Source organism: Ruegeria sp. AA6 (assembly GCF_056542865.1).
Window position 1 is genome coordinate 1 of sequence record NZ_JBQGAN010000020.1, and the last position, 18867, is coordinate 18867.

Sequence of the window (18867 nt, forward strand, 5' to 3'; positions counted from 1 at the left end):
TAACTCATTCCCCAAGATGCCCCCAGTCTCTCCTGAGCGTCCCCGCCGCTTCCGCCGCGTCCCGAGCGCCTCAGCAGCGCCGGTGAAGGGGGTTCTAAGGATAACCAAACAAAGCCGCAAGTGGAAAATTCTAGAAACTCGCAAAAAACCAAAGAATCTTATTCTTTCCTTTAATTTCATACTCTTACGATAAATAGATCAGTGCGATTGCCCGCCGGCAGAGCCAGCACCACGCCGAATCTCGGCTTTTGCACAGGGATACTCACAGACTCAGCCGCGAGTCAGGCGGAATCGGCCTGACGCACGCGAGTCAGCAGGTCAGAAAAAGGCACACGCAACAACAATAGGCCGACGATTGCGGACAGATAGACCAGCGGTTCGATCTGAAAGCCCTTGGCCAACATGACGTAGTGCAGCCCGCCCAGAACCGCCGCCGGAAAGACAAGGCGCTGCAAACTGCGCCAGCGTGGGCCCAATTTCCGCACAGACAGACTGTTCGAAGTAATCGCCAGCGGCAGCATCAGAATAAATGCGGCCATGCCAACCGTAATATAGGGACGTTTGACGATATCCGCCCATATCTGGCTAGGCACCTGTACATCCAGAACCAGCCACACCAACAAATGCAGGCTGACATAGATGAATGTCAGCACACCAAGTGCACGGCGGAACTTGAGCAAGTTCAGCCCGAGAAACCGCCGCAGAGGTGAAATCGCCAGCACAGCAATCAAAAGCTGCAATGCCAGTTCGCCGTACCGGTGCTCGAGCGCCTCGATCGGGTCGACACCCAGACCTCCGGTCAGCCCCTGATAAAAGAGCCAAGGCGCGGGAAGCACGCCCAGTAGGTAGACCAGCCAGACAGGGGTTCGGCGTATTATCTGGTTCACACTCTGCATACGATTAATAGTTTTTCGCCAAATCCATGCCTTCGTAAAGGCCCGCGACCTCTTGCTCATACCCATTGAACATCTGGGTCGGGATACGCTTGGCAAACAGACCTCCGCCAATCTGACGTTCCGAAGCCTGCGACCAGCGCGGGTGGTCCACGTTCGGGTTCACATTACTATAGAAACCATACTCGCGCGGGTTGGACATGTTCCAGCTGGTGGGCGGTTCGACATCCGTAAGGGTGATCCGCACGATCGACTTGATCGACTTGAACCCGTACTTCCACGGCACAACCAAACGCAGAGGCGCACCATTCTGGTTTGGGATCGGACGGCCATAGATGCCGGTGGCCATAATGGTGAGCGGGTGCATTGCTTCATCCAGACGCAGACCCTCGCGATAGGGCCATTCCAGGATCGGATAGCGGACGCCCGGCATTTCATCAGGGATGACGGCGGTCTCAAAAGCCACATATTTGGCACCTTCCTGAACACCCGCCATATTCAGCAGATCGGCCAGTTCAAAACCATTCCACGGAATCACCATCGACCAAGCCTCGACACAGCGGAAGCGGTAGATACGCTCCTCGACTGTCATCTGGGACAGGATGTCCTTGAAGTCATACTCACCCGGATTGTCGACCAGACCGTCGATCTTGACGCTCCAAGGCTCAGTCGTCATTGCACCCGCATATTTGGCGGGATCGTCCTTGCCGGTGCCGAATTCATAAAAGTTGTTGTATGAGGTGATTTCTTCCCAGGTGTTGGGCTCCAACGCTTCTTGCGCCGACGCGCCCCGCGCCATGCCCGCCAGTCCGACACCCGCCAGCCCGGCCATCACCTGTCGCCGGTTCAGAAACGCAGCCCTTGGGGTTACGTCTGCATGTGTCAATGTGTTGGTCCAGCGATGCGCCATCTATGTCTCCGTCGTCAAACAACCTCGGATGTGAGGTAGTCCGCTGATAGCACAGAGCCAAGGAAACAGGCGTAACGATTGAGAGACGAGATTGTAACGAAAGGAGCAACACCACTACGCGCCGCCTGAAACGGCCAACCTTGCGATCCCCAAAAGACACATTGGGCCGCGCTGTTGGTTGGAAAGCTTAAAAACTCTGGCACGTCGCGACACGCTTCGATACGTCGATCACAGTTAGATTATTAATCAGAGATTAATACGTTGCTTTTTGCTCAGGCCTTTCCTTTGTCTTTCTCCATTTTCTGGCGCATGGCTTTTGTTTCGCCTGTCATGCTGATTGGTTTGACGCTCTATGCATTGCTTGGACTGTTGGTGGGTTTTCTGATTGGCCTTCTATTGCCCGCATTGTCGTTCATTCTGACTTTTCTGATCATGGCCTCGTCCAGTGTTCTGCCGACTTTGATCGGAACAAGAATGGGTTTTCAGGCAAAACGCGTCCGACCCAGTATCGGAATCTGGAAATTATTCGTGCCGGCAGTGATCTACGGAGCGGTTGAGGGCGTCAGCGTGACGTTGATACTTCTTCTAGTTGCCGCAGTGTCTGTGGTCATTATCTCTCCCGACATCATGCAGCAGTACGAAGTGGCCGATCTGATGCTGCAATACGCGGATACCGCTTTGATATTTGCCGCGCCGCTGGCGTTGATTACTGTATTTCTGTCCATATGCTCGATCCGGGCCAGCCTGCTTGTCCCGATTTCATCTGCCTCGATCGGGCGTGACCCCGATGGTTTACACTACACACCCTTCCGGCATTTCCGAGCTTCTTTCGGCCCGCTGTTTGCGTTGACCATCTGCAGCTATGTGGGAATGCTGATTCTGCACGCGGGCCTTATCCTGGTGCTCGTGCTGACGGGTTACGCCGAAACATTGCAAACAGACCTGACCGAGTTCACCAACATGACGGAAGGCACTGCGCGTATCCGTCCAATCTGGTCCCTGATCATCCTGTTTGTCGTCTACATGTTGATTGGCACCTGGGCTTTCAGCCTTCAATGCGCAGGTGGAGTTCTGGGTTATCTGCGCTTGCGCGACGAGACCCCGACAGTGACAGAGATGCTGAAAGCCGGGCAGAAGCAGTCATCGCAACCTGATACTCAAGAAGCCCCGCGAATGAGTGCGGAAGACCTGCGCGCCCTGCGCAAAAGCCGCGAGACAGGCAATCGATAGAGGCGCGAACTCTAAGCCAGCCTCTCGGCCCGCCTTTACAACATTTGGCGAGGTCAAATTTTCACCGCAGATCAAGATCACCAATTGGGTACGACTATTTTTTGGACCGGAACAAACCTAGCAATGTTGTTAAGAACACTTACTCTGTCACTTTCGATGCTGAGCGGGCCGGCGCTTGCCGACGTGCAGTCGTACAAAAACTTGTATGATCGTGTGTCGCAAGTCCTAGACGATTTGAACCAGGTGGGGTCTCAAGAATATGAAAGCGACCACCCCGGCCTGGGCTATTCTGCCACCTTCGCAGACCCGTCTTCTAAGATCACCGTTTTCTTTTACGATCATGAGCAAAACACCATCTCTTCTGAGGTAGCCCTTGAAAGCTTCAAACAGGCCGCGCGGGATATTGCGGCGGCGGCCGAACGGCGCGGGGCCGAGACCAGAGAAATAAACGCTTACCAAATGCGCGATGCCTCTCAGGTATTGCCACTCCGGGCCGAAGTCGAAACATCGGATGGCTTGTCCGAGTTTCTTGCGGTTGGCGTTGTCGATGATTGCATAGTGAAACTGCGTTTCACCGCGCAGTTTCCGATGGAGAAAGCTCAGGTTTGGATGAAGGTCCTGAACGACTATATGAATAAAGGGTACGGAAATCCGGCCTAAAAAAACCCGCCAATATGGCGGGTTTTTCTGTGTCATTTGACTAATGCACGACCGCATCATCTGGACGCGGGCGTTCCGAGGTTCCCAGCCGATCTCCGATGATCAGGCCATCGGCCCCGGCAGTTACGGGAACGGTCTCGCCATCCTTGATCTCACCAGCCAGTAAGGCTTCGGCCAGTGGGTTCTGAAGCGCGCGCTGGATCACGCGTTTCAGCGGGCGGGCGCCAAAGACAGGATCATAGCCCTCGTTGGCCAGCCATTCCTTCGCACCATCGTCCAAAGCCAGCTCGATCTTGCGGGCGGCCAGACGTTTTTGCAGCCGTGCCATCTGGATGTCGACGATCCCGTCCATGTCAGCCCGCTTGAGCCGGTCAAAGATGATAGTCTCGTCCAGACGGTTCAGGAATTCCGGCCGGAAATGCGCCCGGACCGCGTCCATCACATCGCGCCGCGCCTGCGCGCTGTCCGCGCCTTCGGGCAACTGGCTGAGCGCCTGCGAGCCAAGGTTCGACGTCAGGATGATCAGCGTCTGCTTTAAGTCCACGGTGCGGCCCTGACCATCGGTCAGGACACCATCGTCCAGAACCTGCAGCAGCACGTTGAACACATCCGGGTGCGCTTTTTCGACCTCATCGAACAGCACAACCTGATAGGGCCTGCGCCGAACAGCTTCGGTCAGCACACCGCCTTCGTCATAACCGACATAGCCCGGAGGGGCCCCGATCAGACGGGCGACCGCGTGTTTCTCCATGAACTCGGACATGTCGATGCGGACCATCGCGTTGTCGTCGTCGAAGAGGAAATTCGCCACGGCCTTGGTCAGTTCGGTTTTCCCCACACCAGTGGGTCCGAGGAACAGGAACGAGCCCAGCGGGCGGTTCTCGTCATTCAGACCGGCTCGTGCACGGCGCACGGCGTTGGCAACGGCAGTGACCGCCGCATCCTGACCGATCACGCGGGAATGCAGATCGTCTTCCATCCGCAGCAGTTTCTCGCGCTCACCTTCCAGCATTTTCGAGGTCGGGATACCAGTCCAGCGCTCGACAACGCTGGCGATCTGTTCCGGGCGCACCGTTTCCTCAGCCATCATAGCGTTGCTTTCAGCGTTTTCAGCCTCGGTCAGCTTTTTCTCAAGCTCGGGGATGACGCCATAGGACAGCTCACCCGCTTTAGCGAGGTTGCCTTCCCGCTTGGCGATCTCCAGATCAGCACGCGCTTTGTCGAGCTGCTCCTTCAGATCGCGCGCACCTGCGAGTTTATCACGTTCGGCCTGCCATTGGGCGGTCATCTCGGCGGATTTCTCCTGCAGATCGGCCAGATCCTTTTGCAAGGTTTCCAGACGATCTTTAGAGGCCGCGTCATCCTCAAGCTTCAGCGCCTCTTCTTCGATCTGCATCTGCAGGATCTGACGATCCAGCTGATCGAGTTCCTCGGGTTTGGAATCCACCTCCATCCGCAACCGCGACGCGGCTTCATCGACAAGGTCGATGGCTTTGTCGGGCAGGAAACGGTCGGTGATATAGCGATGCGAGAGCGTCGCCGCCGATACCAACGCCGAATCCGATATGCGCACACCGTGGTGCAGCTCGTACTTTTCCTTGATGCCGCGCAGGATGCTGATCGTGTCCTCGACCGTCGGCTCGGTGACCATCACAGGCTGGAACCGGCGCGCAAGGGCCGCGTCTTTTTCCACGTATTTGCGATACTCATCCAGCGTGGTCGCACCGATACAATGCAGTTCACCTCGGGCAAGCGCAGGCTTGATCAGGTTGGCGGCATCCATCGCGCCGTCGGATTTACCGGCACCGACCAGCGTGTGCATCTCGTCGATGAAAAGGATGATCTCACCAGCGGCCTCGGTCACTTCGGTCAGAACGGCCTTGAGGCGTTCTTCGAACTCACCGCGGTATTTCGCACCAGCGATCAGCGCACCCATGTCGAGCGCAAGCAGCTTTTTGTCCTTCAGCGATTCCGGCACGTCTCCGTTGACGATGCGCAGGGCCATGCCCTCGGCGATCGCGGTTTTACCGACGCCGGGTTCCCCGATCAGAACCGGGTTGTTCTTGGTGCGGCGCGACAGAACCTGCATCGAGCGGCGGATTTCCTCATCGCGCCCGATGATCGGGTCGATCTTGCCCTCAGCCGCCGCCTCGGTCAGGTCACGCGCGTATTTCTTGAGCGCGTCATAGCCCTCTTCCGCCGATGCGGTGTCGGCAGTGCGACCCTTGCGGATATCGTTGATCGCCTCATTCAGTTTCTGGGCGGACACGGCCCCAGCCTCCAACGCCTCCTTGGCTTTGGATTTCACCATGCACAGCGCCATCAGCACCCGTTCGACCGGCACAAAACTGTCGCCCGCCTTGGTGGCAATCTTGGCAGCCTCGTCCAGAACCTTGGCGGTCTGGCCGTCCATGTAAATCTGGCTCGCGTCGCCGCTGACCTTCGGGATTTTGCCCATCGCGGCGTCCAATGCCTCTACCACGCGATTGGGCGCTCCACCCGCGCGGGTAATCAGGTTACTGGCCAGCCCCTGATCGTCATCCATCAATGCTTTGAGTATATGTGTGGGCTCCAGCCGCTGGTGCCCCTCGCGCAGCGCAATCGTCTGCGCCGCTTGCACGAAACCCCGTGCCCGCTCGGTGAACTTGTTTAAGTCCATATTATTCTCCTTTTCCTAAGCGCCCGGAATGTGATGCGCCCGCTAGGCAGCACGCGTCGGTCTGGGCCTCACATTCAATCTGGGAAATATCTTTGCGCTTTCAAGAGGCTAAACCACCCATTCCACCCTTATCTGCGAGGCACCGTGTAAACCGTATATCCCCCGATTTCGGCCACTTCGCGCGCGCCATACATGTCGACCAAAGACTGCGCCGCATCACTGCCTTTTGGACAAGATACAAGGTCTGCTGCGTCATCCAGAAATTCGTTGGTATAGGCAGTTTCTCCGGTCAGCTGGCAATCGTCGTCGGTGGACCGGTATCCCCGCACAAGACGCAGGTCTTGGTTGGTCGGGGACCTGATTACCGAGTCTGCAGCCTCTGGCTGTAACGGCATTTGCTGACATCCGACCAAACACAAAATAAGCCCTACACCCGCAAACTGTTTCATGATCCCCCCACCTGAAATGCTCTTTGGAATGATCAGACCATATCATACTCGGCCTTGGGACAAGTGATTTCGGTCAAAAAACCTGTCCCGCATGGACAGAAGACAAGGAACCCGCTAGGACGCAGACGTTTGCCAAAAAGGAGCTTGCCCCATGACCGTTCCAATGTCCGATGACCGGCTGATCGTTGCCCTTGATGTTCCGAACGCCCTGCAAGGGTTGGCCATGGCCGAGCGGTTGGGTGACGCGGTGTCTTTCTACAAGATCGGGCTGGGGATGCTAACCGGCGGCGGGCTGGCATTGGCCAATGAGCTGAAACAGGATCATGGCAAGCGCATCTTTCTGGACATGAAGCTATTCGACATTGGCAACACCGTGGAAAACGCCGTCCGTGAGCTGGCGCAGTTCGATCTGGACTTTCTAACCGTGCATGGCGATCCGCATGTAGTGCGCGCCGCGAAAGAGGGTGCCTCGGGCAAAGACCTGAAGATTCTCGCCGTGACTATCCTGACTTCGCTGAACCGCGACGATCTGGATGCCAGCCTGCTGAAAGACGGAGACGTGCAGGAATTGGTGGTGGAACGCGCTGCACGCGCTTTGGAAGCCGGCGCTGACGGCGTCATCGCCAGCCCACAAGAGGCTGCCCTGATCCGAGCCTTACCCCAGGCCGAAGGCCGCCTGATTGTCACCCCGGGCGTCCGCCCGGCAGGTGCAGCCCTGGGCGATCAAAAACGCGTCGCAACCCCAGCCAGCGCCATCGGTGACGGAGCTGACCACATCGTTGTCGGGCGCCCTATCTATCAGGCTGAAGATCCGAAGGCCGCGGCAGAAGCGGTAATTGCTGAGTTAAATTCCTTGACACAGCATTAAATGCCCTCGCCAAATCGGCGATTTTTTGCCCAGATTCCAGCCGCAAGCGGTTGACCTTACGTCACTTTCCGGTTTCACCGCGCCAAATCGTCTCTGTGCCCCAAAACACACATGAAAAACACGAGTTTTGCTTGTGTGACTTAGAACCTATCTAAACCCACATTTTTGGGGGATTCTGGTTCCGTGATACTCCCCGCGGACCGTTTCTTCCTGAGGTCCGTTACCTCCCCCCGCCACTTCGCGGGGGGTCTTCTTTCAAAGTAAATTCTGCCCGGTATCTCAGTCCAGCCTTTGCGCGGAAGCTGGGGCTGATATAAGAAAACCCCCGAACAAATCGCACGGAAGGCGGGAACGTTACATGCCCGGTCTCTGCCGAGATTGCTTGACCATTTTGACCGACGAACGGCGCTGCCCGGCCTGCGGCAGCCCGCAGATCAAGGCGCATCCGGAACTGTTCGATCTGTCCATCGCGCATATGGATTGCGACGCGTTTTACGCCTCGGTCGAAAAGCGCGACAACCCTGAATTGGCCGACAAGCCGGTGATCATTGGCGGCGGCAAACGTGGCGTCGTGTCGACCGCTTGCTACGTGGCGCGCATTCGCGGGGTTCGGTCGGCAATGCCTATGTTCAAAGCCCTGCAACTCTGCCCTGATGCGGTGGTGATCAAACCGCGCATGTCTGTCTATGCCGAAGTCTCGCGCGAAATCCGCAAAATGATGGATGAACTTACCCCCGTGGTCGAACCGTTGTCGCTGGACGAAGCCTTCATGGACCTTTCGGGTACACAGCGCCTGCATGGCGCACCGCCCGCCGTGATGCTTGCGCAACTGGTGAAACGGATGAAGGACGAGCTAGGCGTGACCGGTTCGATTGGCCTGTCGCACAACAAGTTTCTGGCCAAAGTGGCCTCGGACTTGGACAAGCCGCGCGGGTTCTCGGTGATCGGCAAGGCGGAAACGGCAGAATTCCTGCATGACAAGCCAGTGCGACTGATTTGGGGCATTGGCCCTGCCGCACAGGAATCGCTGGACCGCGCAGGTATCCGCCTGTTTTCCGACCTGCTCCGCTGGGATCAGGAGGCGCTGACCGCGCGCTTTGGCTCAATGGGCTATCGGCTTTGGCATCTGGCGCGCGGGCAAGACAAACGGCGAGTCTCGGCGCATGAGCCGATGAAATCCATTAGCAATGAGACCACGTTCTTTGAAGACACCGCCAGCCTGGATATTCTCGACGGTCACCTGTGGCGCATGTCCGAGAAAGTCGCCGACCGCGCCAAGGCCAAGGCGCTGGCCGGGAGGGTTGTCGCGCTGAAGCTGAAAAAAGCCAACCACAAGACCATCACACGGCGCATTTCATTACAAGACGCAACGCAAATCGCAGACCGAATCTATCGCACCGCTCGGGGGCTGTTCGATCAGGTCGGGGATGAAGGCCCTTACCGCTTGTTGGGCGTAGGTCTGTCTGACCTGTGTCCCGAGGCGCAGGCCGATATCTCGGGCGACCTGCTGGACCCTGGCGCAACCCAAAGATCAAAAGCCGAACGCGCCACAGATGAGATTCGGCGCCGCTTTGGCAGTGATGCGATTGTGAAAGGCCGCGCGCTGCGCTGAGGTTACTCGGCCGCCAATGGCAGGCGTTCTTCTCCGATACCGGCGATGTCCTGGATCACGTCACGCAGTATTGCCTGAAAGGCGTCAAAATTGGCGTTCGGCTCGATCCGGGATTCGTCCATATAAAGCGCCCGGTCGATCTCAATTTGAACCGCGTGCTGATGACGGGTGGGGCGGCCGTAAGTCTGAGTAACATAGGCCCCGGCAAAAGGCGCGTTGCGCGCCACGTGCAGCCCGGCCGAAACAAATGCTGCCTCGATCAGGTCCACCACCTCAGTTGCAGCGGATGCACCAAACCTGTCGCCCAGCACAACATCCGGTCGCCGGGACTTTGAATTGCTGGCCATTGCCACGGCTTCATGCGGCATGGAATGGCAGTCAATTAGGATCGCTTGTCCAAACGTCTCATGCGATTCCTTAAGGAGGGATTTGATCCGTGCGTGATAAGGCCGCCAGCAGGTGTCGATGCGCAGACGCGCCTCATCCATCGTCAGCTTGCCACGATAGATCGCGCGCCCGTTTGCCACCACGCGGGGAATCACCCCCAACCCCGAGGCGACCCGCGGGTTATGCCCGTGACGGCGCGCACCCTGAATTAAAGCGGGGTCCAGCTCCTCGGCGCTGCGGTTCAAGTCCAGATAGGCACGCGGTATAACGGCCGAGATCATAGGCGCGCCGTAGTCCACCGCTGCGGAAAACAGTTGATCCACAAAGGCATCTTCCGAGGATCGAATCACGTGTTCACTTAACACCGTGCGGTCTAACAGCGTTTCGGGGTAATTCCGGCCACTATGCGGTGAAGAAAATACCACGCAAGACGTGCGGCTGGCGGGCATATCCAATACATAGGGCGTATTCTGCATGGTCACTCCTTGTTCGCGACCAACATAGACCGGAAAATAGTTCTACCAAACCCCTTGAACCCCTTTGCGACTCCTTTTATAGACCCCGCTACCGGCGCGGGGTTCCGCGCCCCATTTCGTTATGGGGCAGGGCAACGCAAAGGTTCAAGTGGGCGGTTAGCTCAGCGGTAGAGCACTTCGTTGACATCGAAGGGGTCACAAGTTCGATCCTTGTACCGCCCACCATCGTTTCACTGTTCCGGGTTTCCGGGGCACCCGCTAACCCAGGCGCTGGCCACGTCTTTGATGAAGGCGCCGCAGATTGGAGACAGACCCATGAAGGTCAAGAACTCGCTCCGCTCGCTCAAGAACCGGCACCGCGACTGCCGGATTGTGCGTCGCAAAGGCCGCGTCTACGTGATCAACAAGACGCAGCGCAAGTTCAAAGCTCGCCAGGGCTAAGAACAGCACTATCCATTACAAAAAACCGCGCTTCTTAGCGCGGTTTTTTTGTGCCTGATTATGAGCGCAGCAAGACACAGGGCAAATCATTCCAACCGAAACACTTCAACGGCATGCCCCAGCCCTTTCAGGCTGTGCAACCCGAACGATTGCGTTGGAACCGAAACATGCTGCTGGACCGCCGACGTCATCAGAAGCTGCTGATCCAGCGCCTTGCACAGACTTTGGACCCGGCTGGCGACGTTTACGGCAGAGCCCACGACTGTGAAGTCCAACCGATCCGGGCTGCCGATATTTCCGAACGTGACGGTGCCATAGTCTATGCCCACCACGAACGCGATCTGTTCCTGATTCTTCTCTTGCACATCCCCATTGTAGACAGCCAACCGATCCAGCGCTGCACGCGCAGCGGCAACGGCAGCCTGACACGCCTGCTCTGGCCCGTCGCTTGCCTCGAATATGGCCAGCACACCATCCCCCATAAATTTCAGGACATCGCCGCCCTGCTCTCGGATCGGCGCAACGACCATTTCAAAGTAATCGGCCATGATCTGCAGCAGTTTACCTTCGGGCCAGATCTCTGACTTGGCTGTGAACCCTCTGAGGTCCACGAACAGAATCGCGGCCGAAACGGATTTGTGTTCGCCACGTTTGATGATGCCATTCCCGATTTCCAGCGCAGGACCGTCACCGAGATAGGTCGACAACAGGCTTTGCTGCGATTCGCGCATTGCAATGGGCTCAAGCGCCGCCGAGAGCGCATGGCGCGTCGATTTGAGCATTCGGATTTGCGATTCCGTAAACCCGGCCTCATGATCTGTGCAAAAGCTGGATCCCTGAACCGATCCGTCGCCATATTCCAAAGGCATCGCTAGAAAATCGGTGGCACCATCGGCTGCAAGCTCGGCATAGACCTCGTGCTCTTGCGCAAGGTTCAAATCCATCAACCGTTTGCGCAGGCATGTCCGCGTGCTGACAACCTGTTCAAAGGGGCTACCCTGCCACGCGCTGGTCATTCGAACTGTCGCCGGCACCGTGTATTTTCGGGAACCGTCCGGCGTCCAGATGATACCCCAGGCACTGATCAGCGGATTCGAGTAATTCTGACCGATCCGCACGCGCGAAAGTGGGATTCCCATATCCCACAGGCTTGCGCAGTAGTGCGAGACAATTTGGGTGGCATCGCCAAGCAGACGTCCCTCTGAAATCAGCCAGAGGTTAAGTTCCGTGGTATCTTGCATTTTTCACCCGCAAAAAACCGTTATTCCAGCGTGACTCTACGCTGTCTCTGTCCCTGTTGGAACCAGTTCTGTTGCCTGTCGATCTGCACCAAATACTGCGCAATTTGTCCCTACACACCACACCTGGAAATTTGACCGACTAATTTTATCGGATTTGCATTGCAAATGCCGGAAATATCGTTAATTGAGAAAATCACTCAGATTTATCAAACCGGAAACGACACGTTCGGAGACCCCATGTTAAAATCCACAACTTGCCTTACAGCTGCCCTGACGGCCCTGATCGCCACCTCTGCGATCGCTGAAGGCGAACTGAACCTCTACTCCTCTCGCCACTACGACACTGACGAGCGCCTCTACAGCGACTTCGAAGAGGCAACCGGCATCACCATCAACCGCATCGAAGGCAAAGCCGACGAATTGATCGCGCGGATGGAAGCCGAGGGCGCGAACTCTCCTGCCGACGTTCTGCTGACCGTTGACACCTCGCGTCTGGCCCGCGCCAAGAACGCTGGCATTCTGCAACCCGTCGACAGCGCCGTTCTGGAAGACAGCATTCCGGCAAACCTGCAGGACAGCGACAACGAATGGTTCGGCTTCTCGCAGCGCGGTCGCATCATCTTTTTCGACAAGGAAAATTTCGCCAATCCGCCAGCCACCTATGCCGATCTGGCCAAGCCGGAATACAAAGGTCTGGTCTGCATTCGGTCGTCCAGCAACACCTATAACCAGACGCTGCTGGCCTCGATCATCACCCATGAGGGCACCGAAGCGGCCAAAGCTTGGGCCGAAGGCATTGTCGCAAACATGGCGCGTGAACCGCAGGGCGGCGACACTGACCAGCTGCGCGGCATCGTTTCGGGCGAGTGCGACATCGCCGTGTCCAACACCTATTACTTTGGCCGCGCCATCCGCAAAGATGTCAAAGGCGTATCTGCTGAAATCGACGCGATCGGGTGGGTCTTCCCGAACCAAGACAGCACCGGTGCGCATATGAACCTGTCTGGCGCAGGTGTTGCGGCAAACGCGCCCAACAAGGATAACGCGATCCTGTTTCTGGAATATCTCGCCAGCGACTCGGCCCAGCAGTACTTCTCGGCTGGTAATGACGAATACCCGGCAGTTGAAGGCGTTGCCCTTGCAGAGTCCGTCAAGGCTCTGGGTGAGTTCAAAGCAGATGACGTGAACCTGTCCGACGTCGCCAAGAACATCCCCGAAGCACAGAAAATCTTCAACGAAGTTGGCTGGAAGTAATCCACAACAAGAACATGGCTATCCGAAAGGGCGCAGTGAACTCTGCGCCCTTTCTTGTTGTGCCCGTTTTACTTTTAGTCGATGATCCCATAAATGAACACGATTCTCAAATTTGAAACATGCTGGATGATCTCTCAAATCGCCTAGCCACGCGCTTAGCCGAACTTCGCCGCAGCCATGGATGGTCGCTGGACCAACTGGCGGACCGCAGCGGCATCAGTCGCGCGACTCTGTCACGGATGGAGAAGGGTGATGTCAGCCCCACCGCCGAAACACTGGGGCGTCTGTGCGCAGCTTACCGCCTTCCCATGTCTCGCCTTTTGATGATGGTAGAAGACAGTTTTGATCCCCGTGTGCCGTTCGAGCGGCAATCGGAATGGCGCGACCCAGAGACCGGATTTACGCGGCGGTCGGTTTCGCCACCCGCAGCCGGACTTTCCGCTGAAGTAATGGAAGGGCACCTGCCCCCCAATTCGGTGATCACGTACGATACCCCACCAAAACCGGGGCAGGAACATCACCTGATCATGCTGGACGGCGCTCTGACGCTGACCGTGGATGGTATCGCTCACGCCCTGAACCAAGGCGATTGCCTGCGCTACCACCTGTCCGGCCCGACCCGATTTGAAACGACCTCAGATTGTGGTGCACGGTACTTTTTGGTGCTGATATGATCTTACGTCTGGACGAATACGGCTTTGACGCCGCAGTGGACGACCTGACCGATATCCTGCACGCATGTGTGCAGGACGGGGCCAGCATAGGGTTCATTCTTCCCTTTTCGCCCAAACAGGCCCGCGCCTACTGGCAAGACCGCGTGCTGCCGGACCTGCAGACCGGCGCGCTGGACCTTTTTGTTGCTCAGGACCAACAGCGCACAGTCGGCACGGTGCAATTGATACCGGCAGCGATGCCCAACCAGCCGCATCGCGCTGATGTTGCCAAGCTGTTGGTCCACCCTGACGCAAGGCGACAGGGTCTTGGGCGAACCCTCATGAAAGCCTTAGAGAACCGCGCCGCAGCCCTTGGCAGGACCCTGCTGGTGCTGGACACACGCAGCACGGATCCCTCGCGGATTCTGTATCAGAGCCTCGGATTTCAGATCGCCGGAGAAATCCCCAACTATTGCCGCAATCCGTTCGAGGATCGGCTTGAGCCGACAACCTATATGTTCAAGGACCTCAGTTGATCTTGGCCTCTGTGCGCGTTGGCGGCAATACAACAGCCGATGCCATATACGGTTATGCTCTTTCACCAACGGCGAATCCGAACGAGCGCGTTTGGCTGTTGCGCGGCTCTTACTGCCACCGTCAGCTGGCTCTCGCAACATTGCAGCGACACCAGCGTCAAAACCGCAGGAACGGCAATGCGTGGCCTTTAGCAAGCGCTTCAGTTTCTGCACCGATCACAGCCAGGCCATCCGCCTGCGCCAGCAACGCGACCCGGCCGCTATAGGACGCGTCCATCAGGCGCAATTGCGGGGTTCCGTCAGGCAATGTGCCCTCAATCACCACGGGGCGGTACTCCTGACGTCCGGCTCGACGCTCCAACGGTTCGGCCAGAACGGCCTGCTCGGGCGTAAGTGGCACATGGTGCAAGCCTGCCCGGCGGGCCATCAAATGTGCCCCAATGATCTGCCAGGTCACATAGGCCGAGACCGGGTTGCCCGGCAGGCCGACATAAAGTGCGCGGCCCCGACGACCGAACATGATCGGCTTGCCTGGTTTCATCGCCACTTTCATCACATCCGTCTGACCACCGATCTTGGCAAACAGTCGCGGCATGTGGTCTTCGTCGCCCACCGACACGCCGCCTGTCGTAACTATTAAATCGGAGCTGTCACATGCGTCGCGCAAGACCCGTTCAAGCAACGCGGGATCATCCTCGACCGGCCCCCTATCCATCAGGTCGATCCACGGTTTGTCTAATAGCGCCCGCAGCATATAGCGGTTTGAGTTGTAGATTTGGCCCGGTTCCAGTTCCTCGCCGGGTTGCCGCAACTCGCTGCCGGTCGAAAAGATCGTGACTTTTAGTTTGCGATAAACCGTGACTTCTCCGTATCCGGCCGAGGCCAGGGCGGCGGCTTCGCGCGCCGCGATCTCGCATCCCCGATGCAGGATCGGAGCACCGGCCTTCAGGTCTTCACCTGCGTAGCGGATATGCTGACCGGGCTTGGGACGGCGGCTAAAGCGGATGCCGTCGGCGGTGGTCTCGCAGTCTTCCTGCATCAGCACGGCATCGAAACCACCGGGCACCAGAGCACCGGTGAATATCCGCAAGGCACTGCCCGCAGGCGCGTCATGGGCCCCACTGTCCCCTGCAGCCACGCGTCCGGCGACAGGCAGGGCGTGCAGGGGACCATTGCCCAGATCAGCCGTGCGGACCGCATAGCCATCCATCGCCGAGTTATCGAAAGCGGGCATTTCCACTTTGCTCACGCAGTCCTCGGCCAATACGCGGCCAATCGCTTTGATCAGCGGCAGGGTTTCGGTTTCGTTCACCGGATCGGCGACGGACAGGCCACGATTCAGCGCCTCAGAGACCGTGAGATACATATGGGCGTGCCGATCGCAGGCGCATCCATCAGCCATTTGGGTCCTCCGTTTTTCGAACTGTTCCTCAAAACCCGTGTGTTTCGCATCGCGCAGTTCACCCAGCTATTGACGCCTAATGGACACCGCCGCCGGAGTGCTGTCATTGACATAGGTCAGGACTCGTTGCGCGGAGGTGGTCGTCTGCTTGGGGTCGCTCATCGCGCCCGCCTGATGCGGCGCGGCAGTCGACAGCAACTGCATGGCGGCCTGTCGCACAGGGACTTTCTGATCACTTCCGGTCCAGCATCCCTTCCATTCGCACAACAGGGAACCAAACTCCCCGCCCCATGTCCAGGTGGATCAACTCAAGGCGACGCAACCCCATGCGGTGATAAAAAGCCTCGGCATTCAGACTGGAAAATGTCTGTATCCGGACTGCGCCAATCAGTCCGGCCTCAGCCTCGCAGCGGGCAAACAGAGCCCGTCCCACCCCCTGACCGATAGCCTCTGGGTCCACCGCGAAATGGCGGGCATGCACCAGCCCCTCAACCACAGCTCCGGTTCCCGGTTCCGCGCGGCTCCAACCGCCGCAACCGATAATGGACCCCACAGCCTCGGCCACGTAAAAGCGACCGGAGGCGACAAGATCAGGATTGGCCCGTGTCATGGCTGGCAGCGCCTGCGAAAGGACATCCGGCGCATAGGCCCCCGCCATCAGAACTGGATAGCTCCGCCCAAGCAGATCCTCAATGGCAGGTATATCCTGCTTTTCCGCGATCCGAATGCGCATTCTGGGCCCTCGCGCTTTGCCTGATCAGTGCCCGTGGAATGGCTCGTGTTAAAAGTCCAATCCCAAATCAATGGTGCGATAGGAATGTGTGAGCGCCCCGGACGAAATATAATCCACTCCGGTGGCCGCGACAGCAGCCACAGTTTCACGGCTGATGTTGCCAGAGGCTTCGGTCACGATCCGGCCGTCCACCATTGCAACCGCTTCTTTCAGAATCGCGGGCGGCATGTTGTCCAGAAGCACCACGTCTGCCCCGCCGACCTCAAGCACTTCGGCCAGCTGGTCCAGAGTATCGACTTCAATTTCAACCTTCATCATGTGCGAGGCGCGGGCTTTGGTCGCCTCAAGCACTGCACGCACGCCCCCGGCGGCTGCGATGTGGTTGTCCTTGATCAGGATCGCATCCGACAGAGAAAAGCGGTGATTGAACCCGCCGCCATGCAGCACGGCCTGTTTTTCGACAATGCGCAGGCCGGGTGTGGTCTTGCGCGTGCAGGTGATGCGGGCCTTGGTTCCCTTGGTTTCGGCCACCAGCGCGGCGGTCGAGGTCGCCACTCCGGTCATGCGCCCGGCAAAGTTCAGCGCGACGCGCTCACCCGACAGGATCGAGGCCGCGCTGCCCTTGATTTCCATCAGCGTGTCGCCTTTGGCGCAACACTGCCCGTCCGCGACATGGGTGGTGACATTCAAGGACGGATCGACCAGACGGAAGGCCAACGCCGCCACCTGCATGCCCGATACCACCGCATCCTCGCGCGCGTTCAGCCGGGCGTTATAGGTCACGTCCGCCGGGATTACGGTCAAGGTGGTGACGTCGCCATTGGCGCCCAGATCCTCCATCAGCGCGGCTCGCACCATCGGTTCCAGGATCATGTCGGGCAAAGCCGGATAGTTCATGCTGCGTCCTTTGCAATGCGGTCCCGCAGGGCCAGCGCCTCGGTCAGCGTCAGGGCCGAGCGTTGGCCGGGGCCGGGGATCAGGTCAGGAAAATCGGATCGGTAATGCGCGCCGCGGCTTTCTTCGCGCAGCAGCGCGGCGGCGGCGATCAGCGTGGCGGTGGCGGTCATGTTCAGGAACAGGGCAGAGCCTTTGTGCCGTGCCTCAAGCGCCGCAATCTCGGTCAGGGCGCGGCGCAGACCGGTTTCATCGCGCACCACACCAACATGCTCGGTCATGGTTTGTCGCAGCGCCATCACGCCCTGTTCGTCAGTGGGGTCGCCGGAGGCAAAACGGATTACAACCTCGGGCGCGTCCTGTGCCGCCACCTCACCAGCAATGTCACGGGCGCAGGCGCGGGCAAAAACCAGCGCCTCAAGCAAGCCGTTCGAGGCTAACCGGTTGGCCCCGTGCAAGCCGGTCGAAGCGGCCTCACCGCAGGCCCAAAGCCCGGTCAGCGAGCTGCGCCCCGCCAGATCGGTTTCGACGCCGCCCATGTGATAATGCGCCGAGGCGGTCACCGGGATAGGCTGACGCACTGGGTCAACACCATTGCGCAAGCAGGCTTCGGTCACGGCGGGAAAATGCGTTGCGATTTCGGTGCCGATGGCCTGACGAGTGTCCAGCGCGGGGCGCTTGCCCGCCTGTGCCTGCATGTAAACTGCGCGGGCCACAGTGTCGCGCGGCGCCAGCTCGGCATCTGGGTGAATATCCAGCATGAAGCGGTGGCCGTCACTGTCGATCAGTACGGCCCCTTCGCCGCGCAACGCCTCGGTCGCCAGCGGTGTCGGGTCTTCGCCCACATCGATGGCCGTGGGGTGAAACTGCACGAACTCCGCATCCGCAATCCGCGATCCGGCGCGGGCAGCCATGCCGATCCCCTGCCCTCGAATACGCGCAGGGTTAGTCGTCTGGGCGTAAAGACCCGACGATCCGCCCGTCGCCAGAACATGTGCGGCCCCGCGCAGCAAAACAGGTTGGCCGTCGGGGGCGTCGGAACTGGTCAGATACACGCCAGTCACGCATTTGCCATCACTTTCCAGCTTGACGGCCAACGCTCCCTCAATCACCTGAATAGAAGGCGTTGCGCGCAAAGCCACGTTAAGCGCCCGCATGATCTCGGCCCCGGCCTGATCGCCTTTGACCCGCACCACGCGGGCAGCCGAATGCGCGGCCTCACGCGATTGCACAAAGCCACCATCAGCGGTGCGATCGAACCCCGTGCCCAATTCTGACAGATCAAAGATATGCTCGGGGGCGGCCTTGGTGACGAACTCGGCCACCTCACGCAGTACCGACCCGGCACCGGCGCGCATGGTGTCATCTGCATGCGCTTCGGGGCTGTCGGTTTGCGCCATGGCTGCCGCAACACCGCCTTGCGCCCAGGCCGAACTTGCGCCTGCGCCCAGCGGTTCAGGCGAGATCATAACAACCGGGAGCGGTGCCAGCTTCAAGGCCGTATAGACCGCAGCCAACCCAGCTCCGATTATGACCACACGCGGCGTTTCAACCGTCTGCATTTTGCGG

General features: G+C 58.5%; 18 protein-coding genes and 1 tRNA gene. 9 read left to right on the plus strand and 10 right to left on the minus strand.

Going from position 1 to position 18867, the window contains the following annotated elements; translation table 11 throughout:
• Positions 1-281: 281 nt before the first annotated feature.
• On the minus strand, positions 282-896 hold the full coding sequence (msrQ, locus tag ACR0LN_RS18485; RefSeq protein WP_480431748.1) for a protein-methionine-sulfoxide reductase heme-binding subunit MsrQ: 615 nt from the start codon (positions 894-896) through the stop codon (positions 282-284).
• 4 nt (positions 897-900) lie between these two features.
• Positions 901-1803 (minus strand): protein-methionine-sulfoxide reductase catalytic subunit MsrP, encoded by a 903-nt coding sequence (gene msrP / locus ACR0LN_RS18490; protein ID WP_480431750.1) that lies wholly within the window; start codon positions 1801-1803, stop codon positions 901-903.
• A 285-nt stretch (positions 1804-2088) separates the two neighbouring features.
• On the opposite strand from msrP, the gene ACR0LN_RS18495 reads away from it, so the two are divergent.
• Together ACR0LN_RS18495 and ACR0LN_RS18500 are read left to right on the plus strand one after the other, a co-directional pair.
• Positions 2089-3033: a hypothetical protein gene (locus tag ACR0LN_RS18495; RefSeq protein ID WP_480431751.1), complete on the plus strand. Its 945-nt coding sequence runs from the start codon at positions 2089-2091 to the stop codon at positions 3031-3033.
• A 123-nt stretch (positions 3034-3156) separates the two neighbouring features.
• Positions 3157-3693: a hypothetical protein gene (locus tag ACR0LN_RS18500; RefSeq protein WP_480431753.1), complete on the plus strand. Its 537-nt coding sequence runs from the start codon at positions 3157-3159 to the stop codon at positions 3691-3693.
• Between the two features lie 40 nt (positions 3694-3733).
• On the opposite strand, the gene clpB is transcribed toward ACR0LN_RS18500, so the two are convergent.
• Together clpB and ACR0LN_RS18510 are read right to left on the minus strand one after the other, a co-directional pair.
• On the minus strand, positions 3734-6352 hold the full coding sequence (gene clpB, locus ACR0LN_RS18505; RefSeq protein WP_480431755.1) for an ATP-dependent chaperone ClpB: 2619 nt from the start codon (positions 6350-6352) through the stop codon (positions 3734-3736).
• A gap of 128 nt (positions 6353-6480) precedes the next feature.
• Positions 6481-6801 carry a hypothetical protein gene (locus tag ACR0LN_RS18510; protein ID WP_480431757.1) on the minus strand — a complete coding sequence of 107 codons (321 nt, stop codon included), beginning with the start codon at positions 6799-6801 and terminating at the stop codon, positions 6481-6483.
• A 151-nt stretch (positions 6802-6952) separates the two neighbouring features.
• Here ACR0LN_RS18510 and pyrF point away from each other — a divergent pair, with 151 nt between their 5' ends.
• Together pyrF and ACR0LN_RS18520 are read left to right on the plus strand one after the other, a co-directional pair.
• Positions 6953-7669 (plus strand): orotidine-5'-phosphate decarboxylase, encoded by a 717-nt coding sequence (pyrF, locus tag ACR0LN_RS18515; RefSeq protein ID WP_480431758.1) that lies wholly within the window; start codon positions 6953-6955, stop codon positions 7667-7669.
• 358 nt (positions 7670-8027) lie between these two features.
• A complete protein-coding gene (locus tag ACR0LN_RS18520) occupies positions 8028-9281 on the plus strand; it encodes a DNA polymerase IV (RefSeq protein ID WP_480431760.1) in 1254 nt (417 codons plus the stop codon).
• Between the two features lie 2 nt (positions 9282-9283).
• On the opposite strand, the gene ACR0LN_RS18525 is transcribed toward ACR0LN_RS18520, so the two are convergent.
• Entirely contained in the window at positions 9284-10144 is an 861-nt protein-coding gene (locus tag ACR0LN_RS18525) for an N-formylglutamate amidohydrolase (protein ID WP_480431762.1), read from the minus strand.
• Between the two features lie 150 nt (positions 10145-10294).
• Here ACR0LN_RS18525 and ACR0LN_RS18530 point away from each other — a divergent pair.
• Positions 10295-10369, plus strand: a tRNA-Val gene (locus tag ACR0LN_RS18530).
• A 90-nt stretch (positions 10370-10459) separates the two neighbouring features.
• Positions 10460-10585 (plus strand): type B 50S ribosomal protein L36, encoded by a 126-nt coding sequence (ykgO, locus tag ACR0LN_RS18535; RefSeq protein WP_008755722.1) that lies wholly within the window; start codon positions 10460-10462, stop codon positions 10583-10585.
• Positions 10586-10671: 86 nt separating this feature from the next.
• On the opposite strand, the gene ACR0LN_RS18540 is transcribed toward ykgO, so the two are convergent.
• Positions 10672-11826, minus strand: a complete 1155-nt coding sequence (locus ACR0LN_RS18540) for an adenylate/guanylate cyclase domain-containing protein (protein ID WP_480431764.1) — start codon at positions 11824-11826, stop codon at positions 10672-10674.
• Between the two features lie 237 nt (positions 11827-12063).
• Here ACR0LN_RS18540 and ACR0LN_RS18545 point away from each other — a divergent pair, with 237 nt between their 5' ends.
• The 3 genes from ACR0LN_RS18545 to ACR0LN_RS18555 all read left to right on the plus strand — a co-directional run bounded on the left by ACR0LN_RS18545 (position 12064) and on the right by ACR0LN_RS18555 (position 14269).
• Positions 12064-13080: a Fe(3+) ABC transporter substrate-binding protein gene (locus ACR0LN_RS18545; RefSeq protein WP_480431766.1), complete on the plus strand. Its 1017-nt coding sequence runs from the start codon at positions 12064-12066 to the stop codon at positions 13078-13080.
• Between the two features lie 119 nt (positions 13081-13199).
• Complete coding sequence (locus tag ACR0LN_RS18550; protein WP_480431768.1) at positions 13200-13754, plus strand: helix-turn-helix domain-containing protein; 555 nt, start codon at positions 13200-13202, stop codon at positions 13752-13754.
• Positions 13751-14269, plus strand: a complete 519-nt coding sequence (locus ACR0LN_RS18555) for an N-acetyltransferase family protein (RefSeq protein WP_480431770.1) — start codon at positions 13751-13753, stop codon at positions 14267-14269. The genes ACR0LN_RS18550 and ACR0LN_RS18555 overlap by 4 nt, the downstream gene beginning before the upstream one ends.
• Before the next feature lie 157 nt (positions 14270-14426).
• On the opposite strand, the gene ACR0LN_RS18560 is transcribed toward ACR0LN_RS18555, so the two are convergent.
• The 4 genes from ACR0LN_RS18560 to ACR0LN_RS18575 all read right to left on the minus strand — a co-directional run bounded on the left by ACR0LN_RS18560 (position 14427) and on the right by ACR0LN_RS18575 (position 18860).
• Positions 14427-15671, minus strand: coding sequence for a molybdopterin molybdotransferase MoeA (locus ACR0LN_RS18560; RefSeq protein WP_480431772.1), 1245 nt, complete (start codon positions 15669-15671; stop codon positions 14427-14429).
• Positions 15672-15903: 232 nt separating this feature from the next.
• Positions 15904-16404: a GNAT family N-acetyltransferase gene (locus ACR0LN_RS18565; protein WP_480431773.1), complete on the minus strand. Its 501-nt coding sequence runs from the start codon at positions 16402-16404 to the stop codon at positions 15904-15906.
• 48 nt (positions 16405-16452) lie between these two features.
• Positions 16453-17301 (minus strand): carboxylating nicotinate-nucleotide diphosphorylase, encoded by an 849-nt coding sequence (gene nadC, locus ACR0LN_RS18570; protein ID WP_480431775.1) that lies wholly within the window; start codon positions 17299-17301, stop codon positions 16453-16455.
• On the minus strand, positions 17298-18860 hold the full coding sequence (locus ACR0LN_RS18575; protein WP_480431776.1) for an L-aspartate oxidase: 1563 nt from the start codon (positions 18858-18860) through the stop codon (positions 17298-17300). The genes nadC and ACR0LN_RS18575 overlap by 4 nt, the downstream gene beginning before the upstream one ends.
• Between the last annotated feature and the right edge of the window lie 7 nt (positions 18861-18867).

What these genes read in the sequence shown, in the direction of transcription:
- msrQ (WP_480431748.1), bottom strand. Translation starts at nt 896, where the DNA reads ATGCAGAGTGTGAACCAGATAATACGCCGAACCCCTGTCTGGCTGGTC.
- msrP (WP_480431750.1), bottom strand. Translation starts at nt 1,803, where the DNA reads ATGGCGCATCGCTGGACCAACACATTGACACATGCAGACGTAACCCCA.
- ACR0LN_RS18500 (WP_480431753.1), top strand. Translation starts at nt 3,157, where the DNA reads ATGTTGTTAAGAACACTTACTCTGTCACTTTCGATGCTGAGCGGGCCG.
- clpB (WP_480431755.1), bottom strand. Translation starts at nt 6,352, where the DNA reads ATGGACTTAAACAAGTTCACCGAGCGGGCACGGGGTTTCGTGCAAGCG.
- ACR0LN_RS18510 (WP_480431757.1), bottom strand. Translation starts at nt 6,801, where the DNA reads ATGAAACAGTTTGCGGGTGTAGGGCTTATTTTGTGTTTGGTCGGATGT.
- pyrF (WP_480431758.1), top strand. Translation starts at nt 6,953, where the DNA reads ATGACCGTTCCAATGTCCGATGACCGGCTGATCGTTGCCCTTGATGTT.
- ACR0LN_RS18520 (WP_480431760.1), top strand. Translation starts at nt 8,028, where the DNA reads ATGCCCGGTCTCTGCCGAGATTGCTTGACCATTTTGACCGACGAACGG.
- ACR0LN_RS18525 (WP_480431762.1), bottom strand. Translation starts at nt 10,144, where the DNA reads ATGCAGAATACGCCCTATGTATTGGATATGCCCGCCAGCCGCACGTCT.
- ykgO (WP_008755722.1), top strand. Translation starts at nt 10,460, where the DNA reads ATGAAGGTCAAGAACTCGCTCCGCTCGCTCAAGAACCGGCACCGCGAC.
- ACR0LN_RS18540 (WP_480431764.1), bottom strand. Translation starts at nt 11,826, where the DNA reads ATGCAAGATACCACGGAACTTAACCTCTGGCTGATTTCAGAGGGACGT.
- ACR0LN_RS18545 (WP_480431766.1), top strand. Translation starts at nt 12,064, where the DNA reads ATGTTAAAATCCACAACTTGCCTTACAGCTGCCCTGACGGCCCTGATC.
- ACR0LN_RS18550 (WP_480431768.1), top strand. Translation starts at nt 13,200, where the DNA reads ATGCTGGATGATCTCTCAAATCGCCTAGCCACGCGCTTAGCCGAACTT.
- ACR0LN_RS18555 (WP_480431770.1), top strand. Translation starts at nt 13,751, where the DNA reads ATGATCTTACGTCTGGACGAATACGGCTTTGACGCCGCAGTGGACGAC.
- ACR0LN_RS18560 (WP_480431772.1), bottom strand. Translation starts at nt 15,671, where the DNA reads ATGGCTGATGGATGCGCCTGCGATCGGCACGCCCATATGTATCTCACG.
- ACR0LN_RS18565 (WP_480431773.1), bottom strand. Translation starts at nt 16,404, where the DNA reads ATGCGCATTCGGATCGCGGAAAAGCAGGATATACCTGCCATTGAGGAT.
- nadC (WP_480431775.1), bottom strand. Translation starts at nt 17,301, where the DNA reads ATGAACTATCCGGCTTTGCCCGACATGATCCTGGAACCGATGGTGCGA.
- ACR0LN_RS18575 (WP_480431776.1), bottom strand. Translation starts at nt 18,860, where the DNA reads ATGCAGACGGTTGAAACGCCGCGTGTGGTCATAATCGGAGCTGGGTTG.